Below are 17,387 nucleotides of genomic sequence, written 5' to 3'. Positions count from 1 at the left end.
CCTGAAAGAGCATTTATAGCGTGTGATAGCTCCCTGACTGACCATGGACGAGACCGACGTGGCCTTGTGCCGCTTGCTGATCTTCAACTCCCGCCTCCCCTATTCCGAGCTGGCCAAAGCGCTCGATATCAGCGTTCAGAGCGCCCACCGTAGGGTCCAGGACCTTATCGCCAGCGGGACCATATCTGGATTTACCACGGCGTTCTCGGCCCGAGCCTATCGATCGACCTGGGTCCTCGTACATGGCAGGTCAGAGGCCGGCTCCATGCGCACGGTACTGGGCGAGCTTAACGGAGAGAGGGAGATGGACATGGCGATGCTAGGATCTGGTAACTACCTATACATTGCCGGCTCGGTGATGGATCCCGGTAAGATCAACCGGTTCACCTCGGGGGTCGCCAAGACGGCCAAGCTTGTCCGTCCCCAGGTAGGCATCGTTTACAACCCCGCGCTCATGGACGTGGAGGAGGAGGCGATCGTCTATCCCATGGACGTGAGGATCGTCACCGCACTGAAGGACGACGCAAGGCGTCCCGTCACCGAGGTGGCCAAGGACCTTGGCGTCGCACCCCGGACCGTCAATCGGCACATCGAGCGCCTATTGAGGGGCAACCTCGTCCATTTTGCCATCGGCTGGTACCCACAGATGTCGGGGGATGTTGTCGCTGCCCTGCACCTTAAGGTGCGCCCGGATCGGGATCGGGAGAGGGTCGCGGCGGCGCTGGTTCGACGGCTGGCCACACGGGAGATCATTACCTATAGCTTCAGCGACCGCCCGGAGTCGATCATCTGCATGGCCTGGTCGCCCAGCCTCCTGGCCTTGAACCAACTGGTTCGCGAGCTGGAGGACGATGGAATGTTCGATGAGATCGTTCCCAATGTCATCTTGGACGCCCGCTACTACATGGGGATCAAGGGCACCGTTCCCCCGATCAGCCGGTAGCCAGCACGAGGGGCATGTCGCTCGGAGGCTCATTTCTTCTCGGCCTCGGTTGAAAATATTGACGGTAGGAGCCTCCGGGAACCATCTTATCAATCGCACCGTTGACGGAAAAAGAAGAGGTGACCCGACCTCCGCCGTTGCAGGTGAAAAATATGCAACTCAGGAACAATATCGCATTGAGCCTGATAGCCCTCCTGGCCTTCGTCCAAGGGGCTCTCCGGACTTACTTCGGCCTCGCCGGCGCAGGTCTGCTCGGCACTGCGGCCAAGGACCAGGTGATGTCGCTGATCGAGACTCCCGTCTCCAACGAGCTCATGGTCATCGCCCTCCCCTTCCTTCTGCTTGGGGCGGTCGGCCTGGTGGCTAACACTGGCCTGGTGATGAGCAGGCCATGGGGCCGCCACAGTACGATGATCATATCGATCGCCACCATCGCCTACGACCTGTGGGCCGCGGCTACTATCCAAACCTCCGCCATCCTAGGTATGTTCGTCCCCCTGATCCTCATGTTCTACCTGACGATGAGACGGAACGCATTCCGCGCCGACGGGACGGTGAAGGCATGAGGGCGCTGGTCGCGTTCGGCACCAAGTACGGCTCCACCGCCCGCATCGCTGAAGTCATCGGCGAGGAACTGCGGGCGAAGGGGTACCGGGTCGATATCCGGGACCTCCGGGATGGGGTCGGGGAGGGGGTCAAAGGCTATGACTTGGCGGTGGTCGGAAGCTCGGTCTTCATTGGGAAATGGACCAGGGAGTCTCAGGAGTTCATCGACTCCGTGTCCGCTGACCTAGCGAACAGAAGGGTCGCGCTCTTCGTCAGCTGCAGCGACGTGCTCTTCCCCGATAAGGTCGAGGCTGGCCGCAAGATGTACTTGGAGGGTGTAGCCGCCAAGGTCCCCGGCCTGAGCCCGGTGGCCATGGGCATGTTCGGTGGGGTGATTGACTTCGCACGCTACAGCACCCTCACTAAGGTTCTACTCGCCGGAGTGGGCACCAAAAAGGCGCTGCAGGGAAGAGGGATTGATTCCTCCAAGCCGTACGACTACCGCAACTGGGAGGAGATACGGACCTGGGCCAGGTCCCTCTGAACCATTTATTCATTGAACACGATGTTCTCGTGGCTGACGATGGCGGTCCCGTTGCCGTTCTTGCCCTCGGCCTTCTCCGCCTTACATTTCTGGACCATGGCTAGGACCTCCGCCGACGTGAAGTTGGAGATGCCCTTGCCCAGCGCGTTGATGCGCACGACTTCGCCTTTCTTGAACTTCCCCTCCACCGAGACGACCCCGCAGGGTAGCAGGGACCTCCCGGCTTGGATCGCCTTTTCCGCTCCTTCGTCGATGTCGAGCTTGCCTCGGGGACAGGCGAACAGGATCCACCGCTCGCGGTTGGTGTAGTGGGACCGGGCGGTGAACAGGGTGCCGATGTCGTCCCCCATGGCCACCCGCTCGATCACATTCTTGGTCCGCCCGTTGGCGATGACCATGTTGCATCCCGACTGCATGGCGATCTTTGCGGCGTTGATCTTCGTACGCATCCCGCCGGTCGACCGCTCGTTCTTCCTGCTGCCGGCCATGCACTCTATGTCCCTCGTGATCTCGTCCACGAGAGGGATGAGCTTCGCCTCCCTATCCGCCTCGGGGTTGCGATCATAGAGGCCATCCACGTCTGTCAGCAGGATGAGCAGATCGGCATCCATCTTGCTCGCCACCAGGGCGGAGAGCTTGTCGTTGTCGCCAAAGATCTCATCGATCTCGTCGGTGGATATTACGTCGTTCTCGTTGACCACCGGGACCACCCCCAGGCGGAACATCTCGTCGATGGCCTTACGGAGGTCGAGATAGCGGGCCCGATCGGAGAAAGCACCGTAGGTCAGCAACACCTGCCCCACGCTCTTGCCGTGGTTGCGGAACGCCTCCCGCCAGGCGAGCATGAGCGTCGCCTGGCCGACCGCGGCGCAGGCCTGCTTCATCGATATGTCCTTGTTCTTGCCGTCGAGCCCCAGTTCCGACGAACCCGAACCGATGGCCCCCGAAGTGACCACGATGCTCTGGATGCCCCTCTTATCGAGGTTCACGACCTGGCGGGCGACGCCGTCGATGTAGCTCTGATCGACGGTCCCGTCCTCCCGACAGATGGTATTGGTACCGATCTTCACCACTATGCGTTTGGCCTGGAGGTCTCTCATGCTATCTTCCTGTGGGTGAACCTGCGGCCGTTCCTGCCCACGTACTCGGCGACCGTCTGGCCGCTGCCGCGAAGCTTATACTTGTATATCACCAGGCCTTCAAGGCCGACCGGTCCCCGGGCGTGGGTCTTGTTGGTCGAGATGCCTACCTCGGCCCCCAGCCCGTAGCGGTATCCATCGGCAAATCGGGTGGAGGCGTTCCACATCACTGATGATGAATCCACCAGGTCCATGAACCTCTCGGCCGCTCCCTGATCCTTTGTGACGATGGCATCGGTGTGATGGGACGAATAGCGGTTGATGTGCTCGATGGCCTCGTCCAGTGATCTGACCACTTTGATCGACAAGATCAGGTCGTTATACTCTGCACCCCAATCCTCCTCGGTGGCCGGTCCAGCATCGATGATGCCGCGGACCTCCTCGTCGCCCCTCAGCTCAACATTGGCCTTGGCATAGGCCTCGGCCATGCGGGGAAGGAAATTTGAAGCTACGCTTCGGTGGACCAGCAGGGTCTCCATGGCATTGCACACCGCGGGGTACTGCACCTTGGCATCGTAGCATACCTTGACCGCGGTGTTAAGGTCAGCGTCCTTGTCGACATAGGTATGGCAGATGCCAGCGGCATGACCTAGTACGGGGATCCTGGTGCTCTCCATGATGGAGCGGACCAGCTCGTTCGACCCGCGGGGGATGATGAGATCGATTAGGTCGTCATGCTTTAGCAGCTCCCTGAATTGCTCGCGCGTGGAAAGCACCTGGACCGCATCGACTAATCGCTGGTCCCAGGCCAAGGCCCGCCCTATGGCCTCAGCCAGGGCGAGGTTTGTCTCCATGGCCTCGGTGCCTCCCTTCAGCAGGACGGCGTTGCCTGACCGCAGGCACAGGCAGGAGATTTGGACCAGGGCATCGGGCCGGGACTCGAATACCACGCCGATGACGCCGATGGGGCAGGAGACCTTGTCTAGCACCAACCCCTCATCCATCTCCGTGCGGGCCAGTAGTTTTCCTACCACATCCTCCTGATTCATGAGCGAACGTATCGACTCTATGGACTCCTCGATCTTGGCCCGGTCGTACCGCAGCCGCTTCACCAGGGCCTGGGGGGACCCCTGAGTTTTGGCCGCCTGGAGGTCCCTGGAGTTGGCTTCCTCAATGGCCGTTGCACCTTCCCTCAGAGCATCAGCTATTCCCTCGAGCGCCCTGTTCCTAGTCTCCAGAGGCAGGCTCGCCAATCTGTAGGATGCTTGCTTCGCCCTCTCCGCAGCCTCACGTACGCTGACCATAGCGGGCCGGAAAAAAAGGCCCCGGGGGATATACCTTTCGCTTCCCCCCTTACATTACGCTCCGACCATCGATACTGAAGAATGAACGCGCCCCAGGAGAGCAAAAAGAATATCAACCATCGGTTCTGGATTGTAACCTAGGTGCAACGATGCTGCTGAAGCTGTTTAAGATGTACATCATGATGCTCTGGATAGTATGGGTGGCGGCGATCGTCTCCGCCATGGTCTCCGGGGGCATGATGATGGGGAAGAAGATGGGCATGCACAGGATGAAGGGGATGTGGATGGAGAAGAAGCATAAGATGCAGGAAAAGGCCTGCGAGGAGATGGAGAAAAAAGAGGCAACGTCCTAAGCCCATCCTGGCTGAAACCACTTCCCTTTTTCCGGGTTCGGCACCATTCTGTCCGATGCCCGCAAGGTCGTTCGCGTTGATCCTATCGCCATTTACCGCAAAATAATTACATCTCCTTGTCGGAAGGTAACCTAGCCTCAGAGCACTTTTTATCGCTCTTGAGCCCCTTTCATGAACAACGATGGCACCGCCGACAGGAGGGATAGGGCGAGGTAAATGAGAGAGCATATCCTCACCGATGCCAGGAAGGGGTCCTCGTCTCCCGGTCCCACCGAGCTAGTTCCCATCAGGAAGGTGAATGCTATGACCACGATGACGTTACTGAGGGTCATGCCCGTGAGCCGTGCGGTCTCGGTGACGGCCGAAGCCACGCCGTAGTCCTGTCGTTCAATGGCTCCCATCGCCCAGTCCATCAGGGCGGGCATGAACAGGCCAGTACCGATGCCCACCAAGGCCAGGGAGGCCAGGGTGAGGACGATGGGAGTGCTCTGGGAGAGTGTCAGCAGGAAGCTGAGCCCGATTGCGTTGAGCACCGCCCCCGAGATGGTGATAGATCGGTCCCCCGTTCTCGCGGTCAGCCGTCCGCCCACCGCGCTGGCGATAGACATCAACACCTGAGGAAGGAGCAGGACAATGGCGGCGGTGCGGGCATCGAGGCCCGAGATAAGCTGATAGTGGAGCGACAGGAGGAAGGGGACGGCGAACGCGCCGGCCTGAAAGATTATGTTGGTCGTCACTGCCAGGAGGAAGCTTCGGTTCTTGGATACGCCGCTGCCGAGAATGGGGCGAACGGATCCTCGCTGCCTCAGGAACAACACGGCCATGGCCGCTGCCCCAGCTGCCAGCGCATACTGCCCGGCCCGGTTCACAAGCTGGGAGAGACCGAAGAACAGCAGCAACATGCTGGCGCTCAGCAGTCCCATGCCCAGGGGGTCGAAGGCCCTGGCGCGCGAGAGCTCACACTCACCCCGGACCTTGGTCCGCACGAGGTAGAGGGCAGCGGCAGCTAGCGCAGCAGCGATGAGGAACAGGTAACGCCAGGTCAGGTAGTAGGTAAGAAGGCCGCCGGCCAGCAGACCGGCGGTGAACCCCACGAACATAGAGGTGACGTTTAGCCCGATGGCCTTTCCCCTTTCCGGCTCGGGGAAGACGAGACCGAGCAGAGCTATAGAGGTCCCGAACACCATGGCCGCTCCCGCCCCGGTGACCCCCCGCGCGACGATGAGGACGACCATGTCCGGGGCAAGGGCGCAGACCAGTGCAGAGGCCAGATATACGACCATTCCGACAGTGAAGACCTTCTTGGAGCCCCGCAGATCGGCGATCCGCCCCATGGGAATGAGCAGAGAGGCGGCCACCAGGAAGAACGCACCCGTCAGCCAGGGAAGGAGGGCGACCTCTGCCCCGAGGTCCTCTCCGATGGCCGGCGCTGCCACCACCATGGAGGCGACCAGGAAGGGAGCGACGCACGACCCCACCCCCGCCACCAGCTGCACTGATCGCTTGGTCTGAGCAGAGTGGCCGGAGGGCGTTGCGGATTGCATGGATGTAGTTGGCAACGTCCTGAAGATAGCCTTAGTGGGCGGAGAAAGCCGCGCGGAAGCCTCCCAGGACGTCCTTTGCGGACTGCCACAGAGGGTGCTTCACCACCACCGGGACGGTCATGCGCTCCAACCGCTCGATGCGGAAGTACAGGGGCGGATGGGTGTCCCAGCGGAACCAGCTACCAAGGGGGGAGGCTTTCTCCGCCTGGAGTCGCTGGAACCCGATCTTTCGCAGGCTCTCGGCCATCACCTTCGGCCGGCCCAGGACCATGACTGAAAGCAGGTCGGCCCGGGCCTCGAAGAACTTGGCCACGAAGAATATCAGGAATGTGGAGAGGATGAGATACAGGAGAGGCGAGAAGAGGAAGAGGGGGAGTAGAACGGTGATCCGCAGAAGGAATTCCCCAGAAACGATGGCATATAGGAGCAGGGGGTCCCTCCCCTTGAGGTGCCCTAGTTCGTGGCCTATGACGCTGACCAGCTCCTCGTCGTTCAATTGCGTAAGAATTCCTCCGGTGAGCAGCAGGACCCCTCTACGGAAGCTTACCCCGCTGGCTGCGGCGTTTGGGATCAGGCTGTTGGATATCGTTATCTTGGGCAGCGGAGCGCCGTAGGGTCGGGCGGCCCGCCGCACCAGCTCGAGGACGTTGACCACCTTGATGCTGATGCCGTCCTCGGAGCATACGACTCCAAAGCGCATCAGGGTCTGGCCTAACGCCGAGCAGCTGGGCTCCTTGCCCTGGGCGAAGGAGGCATCGAACACCGCTTGCTTGAGACTTACCAAGTCGACCTGCCTCGCCTTTATGCGGTCGATCACCTCATTGCTCACCCTGACAGCCAGCAGGTATACCTGCGGGCTATTAGGAGTGATGGTCCACTTCCCCATCAGTCCGAAGAAGCGGTCGGCGAAGACGATCAGAAGGAGCTGTAGTCCTAGAATGGCCACCACCGCCCAGATACCAAAAAGCAGGAAGAGGATGATGTTGAACACAAACAACACGACGCTCAGCAGCAGGAGGGTGCGGGATAGCAGCCTGCCGAGCAAACGCCTCATGGATGAAGGGACCTCCTCCGGCAGGACCCTCTCTCCCTTCACCCAGATCAGGGTGATTCTGGCGCCGGCGAGATCCTCCTCCACGGCCCGCACCACCGTCTCCAGGTCCCCATATAACCAGCGGGCCGCCTCGACCACCCCACGGTCACCCGAGACCTTCACCTGGAGGCCATCCTCGCCCCACATCTCCACCTTGACCCTCGTTCCGCGGGGGTCGGTGGCGTCAAAGGCCACTGCATCCCTGGGACCGATCTTACCGCGCCGCACAGCGGAGAACCGCTCGGGATGGAGCAGGAGATAATAACGTCGGATCCGATCCAGGAGCTGGCCACTGCTCTCCGACGGGACGGTGGACCGGACGGAGAAGGACGATTCCTCACTCATCGCTCATTAAGTGCTCCCCGGCCTAGAAAGCGATGCCGGTAGTGAAAAAAGGGAAGGGGGGAGGCCCATATTGAGGGATGTCTCAGGCCCTGAGCATATCCTTCAGGTCCTCATCTGGGTCCCCTATAGCCTTCCACCCGAACTTGTCCTGGATCAGCTTCCAGTTGTTGGGAGTGATGAAGGCGGGGAGGGTAGGGCCGACCCTGACGTCCCTGATGCCCAGGGCGAGGAGGGTCAGCACTATGGCTACTGCCTTCTGCTCGAACCACGACAGCACGATGCTCAGTGGCAGTTCGTTGACGTCGACCTTGAACGCCTTCGCCAGCTCCACTGCTAGCACAATCGCGGAGTATGCATCGTTGCACTGCCCGAGGTCCAGGAAGCGTGGTATCCCCCCGATGTCGCCGTACTCCCTTTCATTGAATCGATACTTTCCGCACGCCAGGGTCATGATTATGCTGTCCTGGGGTATCTTCTCCGCTATCTGGGTATAGTAATCGCGACCCAGGGTGGCCCCGTCGCAACCGCCGACTAGGAAGAAATGCTTGACCTTGCCGGCCTTGACCGCGTCGATGATCTGGGGGGCAAGGGACAGAACGGCCTTGTGGTGCGCCCCGGTCCACATATCGGGACCCTTTCTCTCCGGTAGGTCACCGATCTCCTGGGCCTGCTTGATTATTGCGCTGAAATCCTTGCGGTCGGCGATGTGCTTCACTCCCGGTACGGCGGCCACGCTGGTGGTATACAGCCGGCCCTTGTAGGTCTCGGGCGGTATCAGCACACAGTTGGTGGTGACCAGTATCGGTCCGCCGAACTCCTTGAAGTCCTTCTTCTGGTTCTGCCACGCTCCTCCGTAGTTGCCGATGAGATTCTTGTATTTCTTAAGCCCGGGATAGGCGTTGGCAGGTAGCATCTCGCCGTGGGTGTATACGTTCACCCCGGTGCCTTGGGTCTGCTCCAGCAGGGCCTCCAGGTCCAGGAGGTCGTGCCCGGTCACCAGGATGCCAGGCCCCTTGACCGTGCCGGTGCGGACCTTGGTGGGTGCGGGCAGACCGAAGTGTTCGGTATTCCCGGCGTCGAGCATCTGCATGACCTTGAGGTTGATCATGCCGGCCCTCATCAGGGTGTTCCAGGAGTCCTCGAGCGAGAAGTCGACGTTGGTCAGGGTCTTGAACAGGGCCTCCTCGATGAACGCGTCGACCTCCGGGTCGGTCTTGCCCAGCGCGCGGGCGTGATAGGCATAAGCGGCTATTCCCTTGAGGCCGTAGATGAGGGTGTCCATCAGACTCGCTACATCCTCGTTCTTTCCGCATACCCCGGCGACGGTACAAGCTACTCCCTTGGCGGTCTGCTGGCATTGGTTGCAGTACATGGCCATTGCGATATCTCCAAGGTTTTTACTATCCTTATGATATATAATCATATTTCTGATGAAATATAGGAAATTGTTTAAAACATCCTATTATCTATCGGATTATCATTAATGGAACGAGAGAAATGACCGCCCGCCTAGATGAGAAGGACAAAATCATCATCTCCATATACTCGACCGATCCCGACGTATCTCAGGAATCGATAGCCAGGGTGCTGAAGCTCTCCCAGCCCTCAGTGGCCGCCAGGGTCGCCCGGCTCAAGCAGGACGGCGCCCTGGAGACGATCGTGGGGGTTAACCCCCTTAAAATGGGCCTTTACCTCGCCAAGGTCGATCTCTCGTCCACCCGGCCGGACAGCATCTTAAAGATGTTCGTCAACTGCCCCTACTTCGCCAATGGGTTCAGTGTGTCCGGCCGCCATAATCTGTGCCTGTTCTTTTTCAGCGAGAGCGTCACCACCCTGGAAGCGATCGTCAACGGGCACCTGCGCTCGGACCCCTCGGTCAAGGACCTGGACTTCGACATCGTGATCTCCTCGGTAAAGGATTTCATCATCCCGGTGAGCCTCAAGCCCAAGAAGAGCCATATGCCCCCCTGCGGCATCCAGCTCCGATGCACGGACTGCCAGTCGTTCAAAGGGCGCATGTGCATGGGCTGCCCGGTGACGGGGGAATATCAGGGTACGCTCTACTAGGTCGGCCCGCGGGCGGCCTTGGCCCAGGCGAACGAACAGGCAGGATGGGATGGGGAGGTCATCCTATGATCGAGCAATTTCAGTATCCATTCTGCGCCTTCAACGTTACGGCTGAGAACGAAGAGAGGTACTCAAGCATGTCCAGATGCACAAGGCCGACCGTCAACCGGAGAAGTAATTGGGCAAGGACGACATCCACAGGATGATGAACTTCGAAGTCCAGCGTCGATCCCGAGCCATTTAGCGTTTCTCGAGCAGATCGGCGAATATGGCGAGGATGAAGAACTCCTCCTCTGGAAGTTCCGCTTCGGTCACCGCCTTGTCGCATACCACCCACCATCCATCCTCCACGGTCAGTACGTAATCTCTGTCCTCCAGCGCCTCCAGGCGGCCCAGCATGTCCCTGACCTCGCCGGGTCGGAACGAAGTTCCGAAAGGAGTGACACGAGCCAGGACCTCGATGCCCGTGCCCTTCCGGTGCTGCTTCACTCCCACCCGCAGTACGGCTGATTCGCCGAGAAGGCGAAACGACTCGTCTTCCACGCTCACTCCTCCCCGGGCCAGGGAGCCATGTCCTTCATCATAGGCAGGGCGATGGCCATCGTTATGGCGGCCATCAGGCGGGTCCCCGCCCCGACCTTTACCTCATAGTAGTAGCGGCCTAGGTCCCGGTAGTAAGCGTAGTCTGCTGGCAGGTGCTCCTTCGCCGCCTCGCTGGCGCTCTTGAAGAAGCGGAAGCGCATGTAGTTACCGAACGAGGGCCGCATGTCCCTTCTCACCAGCGCATCGTAGAAACGGTCGGTAGCGCGAACGAGCGCTCTCTTCCTCTTCTCCCTGGCCTGTGGTCGGATCTGCCAGGGCAGCTGCAAGTAGGCCAGCTCGCTCACCACCTCCGGTCCGCCGATGGCGATGCGCAGCGCGTCTAGGGTCTTGTCCAGTCCCGCACCTCCGTTGGCTACGATCATCGTCTTCTTTTGGAAGAACCTCGGCCGGTGATTGGTGTAGGCCATCCGATCCATGAAATTCTTCATGAGGGCGGAGACGTTCTGGACGTAGCCCGGAGAGATTAGGACTATGCCATCGGCGGCCTCGATTCGCTCCTCGATGGCGATCCTCTCCTCCTTGAAAGGGCAGCGGTCCTCGCCCTGCTTTATGCAGCTGAAGCAGCCGCAGCAGGATCGGAGGCTCGTGTCTGCGAGGTGCAGCATCTCCACCTCCACGCTTCCCCTCCATCGAAGCCGCTCCCCGATCATACGCGCCACCTCGGTCCCGGTACCGTTCCGCCGGGGACTGCCCATTATGACCAGGACCCTCATGCTCCGGTCACCCCCTTCATCGAGCGCAGAGCCAGAGCCATCAGCCCGAGGTCGATGAGCGGCCCCACGATCATCCAGTCGTTCCAGAACAGGGACAGAAGGACTATGGAGAGGGTCGAGGAGAAGAGCAGCCAGCCTTCCCACCCACGGCGCTGACGCAGGTAAGCCATGGCGGAGATCACGAAGCACACGGTGACGATCGATGTGAGGGCCGCCCCCATCAGATCGATTGCCCCAGCTCCTAGACCGAGGGAGCTGAGCAGCTGGACATCCCCTCCCCGAGTAACGAAGTTGCCCACCCCGCCGTCCGGGCGAGGTGTGGTCAGCAGCAGGGCATGCATGATTCCGTGGGCGGCGGTGAATCCGCCGATGATGTCCCTGCGTCCGAGGAGGGCGCGTTCCTTTCGAAGCGTAATATTCTGATCCATGTAGTCTCATCCTAGCAGGTCCTTCCTGCCTGAATCAAGCATGATGCTAGAGGATCATATTCCCGTGTTCACGAACGTGTTGATGACCGGGGCATCGCAGGCGAAGAAAACAAGCCATTGTCAACCGGACGCTTGAAAGAGCCGCCATCATGGATCAGTCCAGATCTCAATGGCGAAGGACCATGAGATCCCGCCAGGTCGGGTGGTACCATCCGGTGAAGATAATATCCGGTACCGCCGCACGAATCCCTCGTTCTCCCACGACCTGGTCGAGGGTCAGCTCCAGCTCCCGGAGGGTGCCGTTCCAGGCGACGAAGGATATGCGGTCAGGGACATTAACGAAGGTACGGTAGAATTCGGCGCTCGCCCCCAGGCTCGACCGCAGGCGAGCGATCACCTCGGTCCGGTCGGCCCCGTCCTCGAGGTCGACTTGGAAGATGGACACGATATCGCCGGAAAAGCCGGGGTGCAGCATGGTAACATATTCCAGCGCTCCGATGGCTTCCAGCCTTTCCAGTCGCCTGCCCACCGTCGCTGCGGTCACCCCGAGCTCTTTGGCCACATCGGTGGAGGCCTTCCGGGCGTCCCCGGCCAAGGATGCCACGATCCGCATGTCCAAAGAGCTCAGAGGCTCAGCGCCGATAGTGGCCGGCCGTGTTCCAGAAAGCCTGATGCTCTCGATACCCACCCACGGCTGGGCCATTCCCGTTCCAGCCCTGACCTGGGCAATGAGATCGTCCAGCTCGGTAATCCTTCGGAGCAGGGCGGATATCACCAGCACCCCTCCGCTTCCGAATAGGGCCCCGGAGATCAAGCCATTGCCATCGAAGGCCCTGGCCACCTCACCCTTCGTCCTTCCCGGGGCGCGGCCGTGAATGGTCACCGGGATCGCCTCCAGGTAGGGGATGGAGAGCGTGGTGGTGAACCCGAGGATCACACCTCCCTCCTGCAGGAGGGCCAGCCGCCGATGAACCGCCTGCACTGACATTCCCATCCTGTCCGCGAGCTCGCGGTAGGTCGCCCGGGGGTCGTGCACCAGCAACTGTATCAGCATCAGGTCCTGCCCGTCCATGGAGAACGCATACGGTAGTGGGTAGAGATTCTTTTTCCCCTCAGCCCCGGGGGCGTCAGAGGGCTGGCGGGCATGCCATGGAGATATGGCTCAGTGCCCGTCGCCCCGGCGTCCGTTGCGGTAAGCGAAACGGCCGTGCCCTAGAGGGGATGACACCTCATACATGCTCCCGGTGACGGTGAAGGCTATGCCAGTGAGGTAGTCGACCCATCCTGCGTCCTCGTACCGGATCCCCAGGAGCTCTTCCCTCAGCAGCACGACCTCCCAGTCATGGGACACGTGAATGTCCAGGTGATCGGCCGAGGCCGAGCTCAAGCCGTCGATGACCTGTGACAAGACCATGTCCGCCGCTTCGGAGGTCGGAAGGAGCCAACGGGGATCGAACCTACCATCGAACCATGCGCGCATGAATTCATGTCCCAGCCGGTCGGCGTCCCCGAGCACTCGGGAGTCCTTGAGATAAGGGGCACACAGTAACGGGCTCTCTTCAAGAAAGATCACCTGGTGACCGTTGGACCTCAGGCCCTCGGCAATGCCCAGGGCAGTCTCTCTGCATCGCACCGCCGGGCTGTGGAAGAGCCGTACCGGACGGGAGCCGCTTATGGATCGGCCAAAAGCGACCGAATCTTCCCTGCCCTTTGTCGTCAGCCCGACTTCCAGGCTGTGGCCGATGTCACCGACCGCGTGACGCTCGGCATGACGCACGATCATCGAGATCGGCCCCCCGTGATTAGCCCGCTCCACCATCCATCGCACGGACACGGTGCGGAGAAGGGACCGGCAACCAAATAAGCATGCCCCTGCCGCCGGCCGAACCGATTTATATTTCTGCCGCCTCTCCCGTCATGCCCAGGGAGCGCACGGCCTGTGCTTCCCCGAGGTCGTTATCGATGACAGAGGTATCACATGATGAGGATCGGATGGTTCACCACCGCCCGGGGGCCGGGTTCGCTCAATCTTTTCACCACCATGCGGAACCGCATTCGAAGCGGGGACATCGACGCCAAGCTATCCTTCGTGTTCATTAATCGGGACATAAAGGGTAACGAGTATCGTAAGAAGATCGTCCAGATGGCCGAGGAGGACGGTGTGCCGGTCATCATCTTCCCGTCCGATGGCTTCAAGCCGGAGCTCAAGACCAAGGACATCGAGGCGTGGCGGGACGCCTATGGGGCGGGGGTCCGGGAACGAATCTCCCGCTACCCCATGGACTTCGGGGTGCTCGCCGGATACATGCTCATAATCGATCCCCAAACCTGCCGGGAGTACGACCTGATCAACCTTCACCCCGCGCTCCCGGACTCTTACAAGGGGACTTGGGAGGAGATCGTCACTCAGGTCGTTGACAATGGTGACCCCACCTACGGGGCGACCGTTCACGTGTGCAGTCCGGAGCTTGACCGTGGGTCGATCATCGCTTTCGACTCCTTCGGGGTCGGACCCCTGATGTCGCGGCACGCCGCGAAAGGAGAGCTGGTGCAGGCGGTGCGGGATCAAGAAGTCCAACGGGAAGCGCCGTTGCTCATGGAGGCGATTAAGATGATCGTCGACGGTGAAATCGTGCTGCGGAAGGGGGAGGTGCTCGGCCCGCGGGGCGAGAGAGTGGATGGCTACCCTGACCTCTCTGACAGGGTGACCTCGGCCCTGAGCCGGCCCTATTGAAACCTTCGTTGCTAGCCTTCACCTTCCGCAGAAGGACAGCCCCTCCGGCGGATGCGCTAGGACCGCTTAAATATGGAATCCTCGTTCGTGCCGTTGATACTTCAGAGGAAGCAAGGCATGGGTAACGCGATACCACCGAACGGACCAGGGATCCTCGACGATTATGAGCGGACGTACCGCGAGTTCAACTGGTCCTCGGTCGACAAGGAATTCGACTGGCATAAAGGCGGGGTCTACAACGTGGCCCGGGAAGCAATCGACCGGCACGCCCAGAACTGGAGGAAGAACAAGATCGCCCTATACTCCGTCCAAGCCGATGGGCACGTCAAGAAGTACACCTTCGGGGAGCTGACCGGGTTGACCAACCAGTTCGCTTCGGGACTGGAGAAACTGGGGGCGGTCAAGGGCGACCGCATCTTCGTGTTCCTGGACCGGACCTCGGAACTGTACATGGCCATCCTCGGTATCGTCAAAATGGGAGGCATCGCCGGCCCCCTGTTCTCTGCTCTGGGACCGGAGGCGTTCAAGGACCGGGCCCTCGACTGCGGCGCCCGGTTTGTGATCACCTCTCCCTATCTGTACAAGCGGCTGGAGCCTGTGCTAGAGGATCTGGTGGACATTGAAAGGTTCATCATCGTCGGAGATAGTTCGGACCTCGGCGAGCGGACGGTGAGCTTCGACGAGGTCATGGCGTCGGGCGACCCCGACCACCAGACAATCAACATGTCTCCCAACGAGCCGTACATCATCCACTACACCTCGGGCTCGACCGGGAAACCGAAGGGCGTGCTGCTGGGACACCAAGCCATGGCCCAACAGTTGATGGCATGCCGCTATGTGGTCGATCTGGGGGAGGATGATACTTACTGGTGCACCGCCGACCCCGGCTGGGTCACCGGAACCTCGGTGGGTATTTTCGGCCCTTGGTATCTGGGAACGACCATCGTCTCGTATGAGGGGCGGTTCAACGCCCGCATCTGGTATTCGATCATGGAACAGTTCAAGGTAACGGTGTGGTTCACCGCCCCCACCGCCCTCAGGATGCTCATGAAGGCCGGGGATGAGGTCATCGCCGAACATGACCTCTCTCGACTCAGGCACATCTGCTCCGCCGGGGAGCCCCTGAACCCAGAGGTCATTCGGTGGGGATTGAAGAGCCTCGATCGCCGCATTCACGACAACTGGTGGCAGACCGAGACAGGGGCGCCGTGCATATCCAACTACCGGTGCATGGAGATGCGCCCGGGATCTATGGGGAGGCCGCTGCCGGGGGTGGTAGCGGCGATTGTTGACGAGAACGGCCAAGAGGTCGCACCGGGGACCTTTGGCTTCCTCGCTCTGCGGCCGGGCTGGCCGTCGATGATGATCAGCATCTGGCGCAACACTCCGAAGTACCGGGAATACTTCGAGATACCCGGCTGGTACATCGCCGGGGACCAGGCGTACAAGGACGAGGACGGCTACTTCTGGTTCCTGGGCCGAGCTGACGACGTCATCAAGACCTCCGGCGAGCGGCTCGGACCGTTCGAGGTCGAGTCGGCGCTCATCGAGCACCCCGCCGTCGCCGAGGCCGGGGTCATCGGAAAACCGGACGAGCTGCGGGGCGAGATCGTCAAGGCCTTCATCACCCTGCGCCCGGGGCACGCTCCCTCCGACCAACTGAAGGAGGACATCACCAAGTTCGTCAAGACTCGGCTGGCATACTACGCGTACCCGAGGGAGATCGAGTTCGTCGACACGCTGCCGAAGACGCGCAGCGGCAAGATCATGCGCCGGGTGCTCAAGGCCAAGGAGCTCGGTCAGCCGCTGGGGGACCTGACGATGCTGGACGAGTGAAACGGCAGCACGTCGTCGTGTACGGTCTCGCGCCTGTCGGCGGTGCTACTATACGGATATACATTTTTATACGGATGAGGAATCTTATCCTCTGCGGGTGCGGAGATAGAGCTTGAGAATCGTCTGGGTAGTGCTGGCCTTATTAATATCAGCGGGAGGCTTCGTTGGCATCAGCAGCGGTCACGCTGCGGCCGCAGTCCTGCCCGGGCCCTGCCACGACATTGAGGTTACCGCCCTGCAGGGCAGCATAATGATCAAGGGCACCGTCCCCGACAATTATGAGTCGGCCGATGTCCGGGGCGTGCACATCTACCGGGGAACGGACCCCGATAGCCTCACGCTCCTCTACACTCTGAAGGTATATACCAACACCGCGCGTTTCTTCCTGTACCAGGACACTGGCGTCTCCAACGGCGTCACCTATTATTATTCGGTCGCCGCCTTCAACACCTTGGGCGAAGGCGATCGGTCCGAGGTCTTCAGCTCCATAAGCCTGGGGCCGCCGCCGGCCCCCCAGGGCCTCACCGCTTCGGTCACCTGCTCTTACGTCCACCTCCAATGGTCCCCCCCGATCTCGGACGGCGGACAGCCGCTGATGCACTATAGTGTGTTCCGTGGACTGAGGGGCAGCGAGCCGACCATAGTCGCCAATACCACTGGCCTCAGCTTTGACGATGTGAACGTCGCTTTCAACGACTCATACTACAACTACGAGGTGTGCGCCGTCAACGAGTACGGGGCAGGGAAGAGGTCGCTGACAGTGTTCGCCTCGTTGCCTATGCCGGTGGTCTCGGGCCAGCTGGTGTGGGCCAACGGTACGGCGGTGGCTGGGGCCACAGTGGCGGTCGATTCCAACGGGACAGTAGCGAGCACGGACCCGAACGGCTCCTTCTCGATAGCCATAACCCCCGGCGTTCATACCCTGGCAGTGTACGTTAACGGGACCCTTATGTACACACTAAACGTCACCGTTCTCGCCGGCCCGCAGGACCTGGGAGTTATCACCATCGGGGAGAACGAAGCAGCCGCGATTGGGTTGGACACCATCTTCCTGGTGGCCGTGATAGCGGTGGTGACCGCAGGCATGCTCATATGGGCTACGGGGAAGGCGAGATAGGGTAGGACGGTCAGGCTGCCGTTCGCTCGTTCTCCCTGGGAACGCCCCCTGAAGAGTAAACGATGTCGTCGGCGTTTCCGCCCCATACGTCCTCGGGTGAAGTTGTTCGAGCTTGATGCCTGCCCCGTTCGCGCCCCC

18 protein-coding genes are annotated in these 17,387 nt (G+C 60.7%); 8 read left to right on the top strand and 10 right to left on the bottom strand.

Features of this window, described 5'->3' with window-relative positions; translation table 11 throughout:
• The first annotated feature begins 43 nt into the window (after positions 1-43).
• The 3 genes from SA339_03290 to SA339_03280 all read left to right on the top strand — a co-directional run bounded on the left by SA339_03290 (position 44) and on the right by SA339_03280 (position 2,033).
• Positions 44-943, top strand: coding sequence for an Lrp/AsnC family transcriptional regulator (locus tag SA339_03290; protein MDW5562225.1), 900 nt, complete (start codon positions 44-46; stop codon positions 941-943).
• 152 nt (positions 944-1,095) lie between these two features.
• Positions 1,096-1,509, top strand: a complete 414-nt coding sequence (locus tag SA339_03285) for a hypothetical protein (protein ID MDW5562224.1) — start codon at positions 1,096-1,098, stop codon at positions 1,507-1,509.
• A complete protein-coding gene (locus SA339_03280) occupies positions 1,506-2,033 on the top strand; it encodes a flavodoxin domain-containing protein (GenBank protein MDW5562223.1) in 528 nt (175 codons plus the stop codon). Before SA339_03285 ends, SA339_03280 begins: the two co-directional genes overlap by 4 nt.
• Before the next feature lie 5 nt (positions 2,034-2,038).
• Here the strand turns inward: SA339_03280 and proB are convergent, their stop codons facing one another.
• Together proB and SA339_03270 are read right to left on the bottom strand one after the other, a co-directional pair.
• Positions 2,039-3,133 (bottom strand): glutamate 5-kinase, encoded by a 1,095-nt coding sequence (gene proB, locus SA339_03275; protein ID MDW5562222.1) that lies wholly within the window; start codon positions 3,131-3,133, stop codon positions 2,039-2,041.
• Positions 3,130-4,416: a glutamate-5-semialdehyde dehydrogenase gene (locus SA339_03270; GenBank protein ID MDW5562221.1), complete on the bottom strand. Its 1,287-nt coding sequence runs from the start codon at positions 4,414-4,416 to the stop codon at positions 3,130-3,132. The genes proB and SA339_03270 overlap by 4 nt, the downstream gene beginning before the upstream one ends.
• Before the next feature lie 149 nt (positions 4,417-4,565).
• On the opposite strand from SA339_03270, the gene SA339_03265 reads away from it, so the two are divergent.
• Positions 4,566-4,769, top strand: coding sequence for a hypothetical protein (locus tag SA339_03265; protein MDW5562220.1), 204 nt, complete (start codon positions 4,566-4,568; stop codon positions 4,767-4,769).
• Between the two features lie 149 nt (positions 4,770-4,918).
• Here SA339_03265 and SA339_03260 read toward each other — a convergent pair whose 3' ends face one another.
• The 3 genes from SA339_03260 to hcp all read right to left on the bottom strand — a co-directional run bounded on the left by SA339_03260 (position 4,919) and on the right by hcp (position 9,129).
• Entirely contained in the window at positions 4,919-6,313 is a 1,395-nt protein-coding gene (locus SA339_03260; protein MDW5562219.1) for an MFS transporter, read from the bottom strand.
• Between the two features lie 31 nt (positions 6,314-6,344).
• Positions 6,345-7,751, bottom strand: a complete 1,407-nt coding sequence (locus SA339_03255) for a M48 family metalloprotease (protein MDW5562218.1) — start codon at positions 7,749-7,751, stop codon at positions 6,345-6,347.
• An 82-nt stretch (positions 7,752-7,833) separates the two neighbouring features.
• A complete protein-coding gene (gene hcp, locus SA339_03250; GenBank protein MDW5562217.1) occupies positions 7,834-9,129 on the bottom strand; it encodes a hydroxylamine reductase in 1,296 nt (431 codons plus the stop codon).
• Between the two features lie 119 nt (positions 9,130-9,248).
• On the opposite strand from hcp, the gene SA339_03245 reads away from it, so the two are divergent.
• Positions 9,249-9,818 (top strand): Lrp/AsnC family transcriptional regulator, encoded by a 570-nt coding sequence (locus SA339_03245; protein ID MDW5562216.1) that lies wholly within the window; start codon positions 9,249-9,251, stop codon positions 9,816-9,818.
• Positions 9,819-10,058: 240 nt separating this feature from the next.
• Here the strand turns inward: SA339_03245 and SA339_03240 are convergent, their stop codons facing one another.
• The 5 genes from SA339_03240 to SA339_03220 form a co-directional block, all read right to left on the bottom strand.
• The gene (locus SA339_03240; GenBank protein ID MDW5562215.1) at positions 10,059-10,361 is read right to left on the bottom strand and encodes a hypothetical protein; all 303 of its coding nucleotides are present in this window, start codon (positions 10,359-10,361) and stop codon (positions 10,059-10,061) included.
• A 2-nt stretch (positions 10,362-10,363) separates the two neighbouring features.
• Complete coding sequence (locus tag SA339_03235; GenBank protein ID MDW5562214.1) at positions 10,364-11,134, bottom strand: NAD(P)H-dependent oxidoreductase; 771 nt, start codon at positions 11,132-11,134, stop codon at positions 10,364-10,366.
• Positions 11,131-11,562 (bottom strand): hypothetical protein, encoded by a 432-nt coding sequence (locus tag SA339_03230; GenBank protein ID MDW5562213.1) that lies wholly within the window; start codon positions 11,560-11,562, stop codon positions 11,131-11,133. Before SA339_03230 ends, SA339_03235 begins: the two co-directional genes overlap by 4 nt.
• 166 nt (positions 11,563-11,728) lie before the next feature.
• The gene (locus tag SA339_03225) at positions 11,729-12,634 is read right to left on the bottom strand and encodes a winged helix-turn-helix transcriptional regulator (GenBank protein MDW5562212.1); all 906 of its coding nucleotides are present in this window, start codon (positions 12,632-12,634) and stop codon (positions 11,729-11,731) included.
• Between the two features lie 90 nt (positions 12,635-12,724).
• Positions 12,725-13,345 (bottom strand): histidine phosphatase family protein, encoded by a 621-nt coding sequence (locus SA339_03220; GenBank protein MDW5562211.1) that lies wholly within the window; start codon positions 13,343-13,345, stop codon positions 12,725-12,727.
• 198 nt (positions 13,346-13,543) lie between these two features.
• Between SA339_03220 and SA339_03215 the strand changes: the two genes are divergently transcribed.
• The 3 genes from SA339_03215 to SA339_03205 all read left to right on the top strand — a co-directional run bounded on the left by SA339_03215 (position 13,544) and on the right by SA339_03205 (position 17,249).
• The gene (locus SA339_03215; GenBank protein MDW5562210.1) at positions 13,544-14,296 is read left to right on the top strand and encodes a formyltransferase family protein; all 753 of its coding nucleotides are present in this window, start codon (positions 13,544-13,546) and stop codon (positions 14,294-14,296) included.
• 72 nt (positions 14,297-14,368) lie between these two features.
• Positions 14,369-16,132 (top strand): acetate--CoA ligase, encoded by a 1,764-nt coding sequence (gene acsA / locus SA339_03210; GenBank protein MDW5562209.1) that lies wholly within the window; start codon positions 14,369-14,371, stop codon positions 16,130-16,132.
• Between the two features lie 112 nt (positions 16,133-16,244).
• Positions 16,245-17,249 (top strand): hypothetical protein, encoded by a 1,005-nt coding sequence (locus SA339_03205; protein ID MDW5562208.1) that lies wholly within the window; start codon positions 16,245-16,247, stop codon positions 17,247-17,249.
• Positions 17,250-17,387: the final 138 nt, after the last annotated feature.

Origin of the sequence: Methanomassiliicoccus sp., assembly GCA_033485155.1 — an archaeon.
Lineage (GTDB): Archaea > Thermoplasmatota > Thermoplasmata > Methanomassiliicoccales > Methanomassiliicoccaceae > UBA6.
The sequence above is the reverse complement of the archived record's forward strand: the minus strand, read 5'-3'. Positions and strand labels throughout refer to the sequence as shown.

What these genes read in the sequence shown, in the direction of transcription:
- hcp (MDW5562217.1), bottom strand. Translation starts at nt 9,129, where the DNA reads ATGGCCATGTACTGCAACCAATGCCAGCAGACCGCCAAGGGAGTAGCT.
- SA339_03235 (MDW5562214.1), bottom strand. Translation starts at nt 11,134, where the DNA reads ATGAGGGTCCTGGTCATAATGGGCAGTCCCCGGCGGAACGGTACCGGG.
- SA339_03285 (MDW5562224.1), top strand. Translation starts at nt 1,096, where the DNA reads ATGCAACTCAGGAACAATATCGCATTGAGCCTGATAGCCCTCCTGGCC.
- SA339_03260 (MDW5562219.1), bottom strand. Translation starts at nt 6,313, where the DNA reads ATGCAATCCGCAACGCCCTCCGGCCACTCTGCTCAGACCAAGCGATCA.
- SA339_03255 (MDW5562218.1), bottom strand. Translation starts at nt 7,751, where the DNA reads ATGAGTGAGGAATCGTCCTTCTCCGTCCGGTCCACCGTCCCGTCGGAG.
- SA339_03270 (MDW5562221.1), bottom strand. Translation starts at nt 4,416, where the DNA reads ATGGTCAGCGTACGTGAGGCTGCGGAGAGGGCGAAGCAAGCATCCTAC.
- proB (MDW5562222.1), bottom strand. Translation starts at nt 3,133, where the DNA reads ATGAGAGACCTCCAGGCCAAACGCATAGTGGTGAAGATCGGTACCAAT.
- SA339_03290 (MDW5562225.1), top strand. Translation starts at nt 44, where the DNA reads ATGGACGAGACCGACGTGGCCTTGTGCCGCTTGCTGATCTTCAACTCC.
- acsA (MDW5562209.1), top strand. Translation starts at nt 14,369, where the DNA reads ATGGAATCCTCGTTCGTGCCGTTGATACTTCAGAGGAAGCAAGGCATG.
- SA339_03245 (MDW5562216.1), top strand. Translation starts at nt 9,249, where the DNA reads ATGACCGCCCGCCTAGATGAGAAGGACAAAATCATCATCTCCATATAC.
- SA339_03220 (MDW5562211.1), bottom strand. Translation starts at nt 13,345, where the DNA reads ATGATCGTGCGTCATGCCGAGCGTCACGCGGTCGGTGACATCGGCCAC.
- SA339_03225 (MDW5562212.1), bottom strand. Translation starts at nt 12,634, where the DNA reads ATGGACGGGCAGGACCTGATGCTGATACAGTTGCTGGTGCACGACCCC.
- SA339_03215 (MDW5562210.1), top strand. Translation starts at nt 13,544, where the DNA reads ATGAGGATCGGATGGTTCACCACCGCCCGGGGGCCGGGTTCGCTCAAT.
- SA339_03265 (MDW5562220.1), top strand. Translation starts at nt 4,566, where the DNA reads ATGCTGCTGAAGCTGTTTAAGATGTACATCATGATGCTCTGGATAGTA.
- SA339_03280 (MDW5562223.1), top strand. Translation starts at nt 1,506, where the DNA reads ATGAGGGCGCTGGTCGCGTTCGGCACCAAGTACGGCTCCACCGCCCGC.
- SA339_03230 (MDW5562213.1), bottom strand. Translation starts at nt 11,562, where the DNA reads ATGGATCAGAATATTACGCTTCGAAAGGAACGCGCCCTCCTCGGACGC.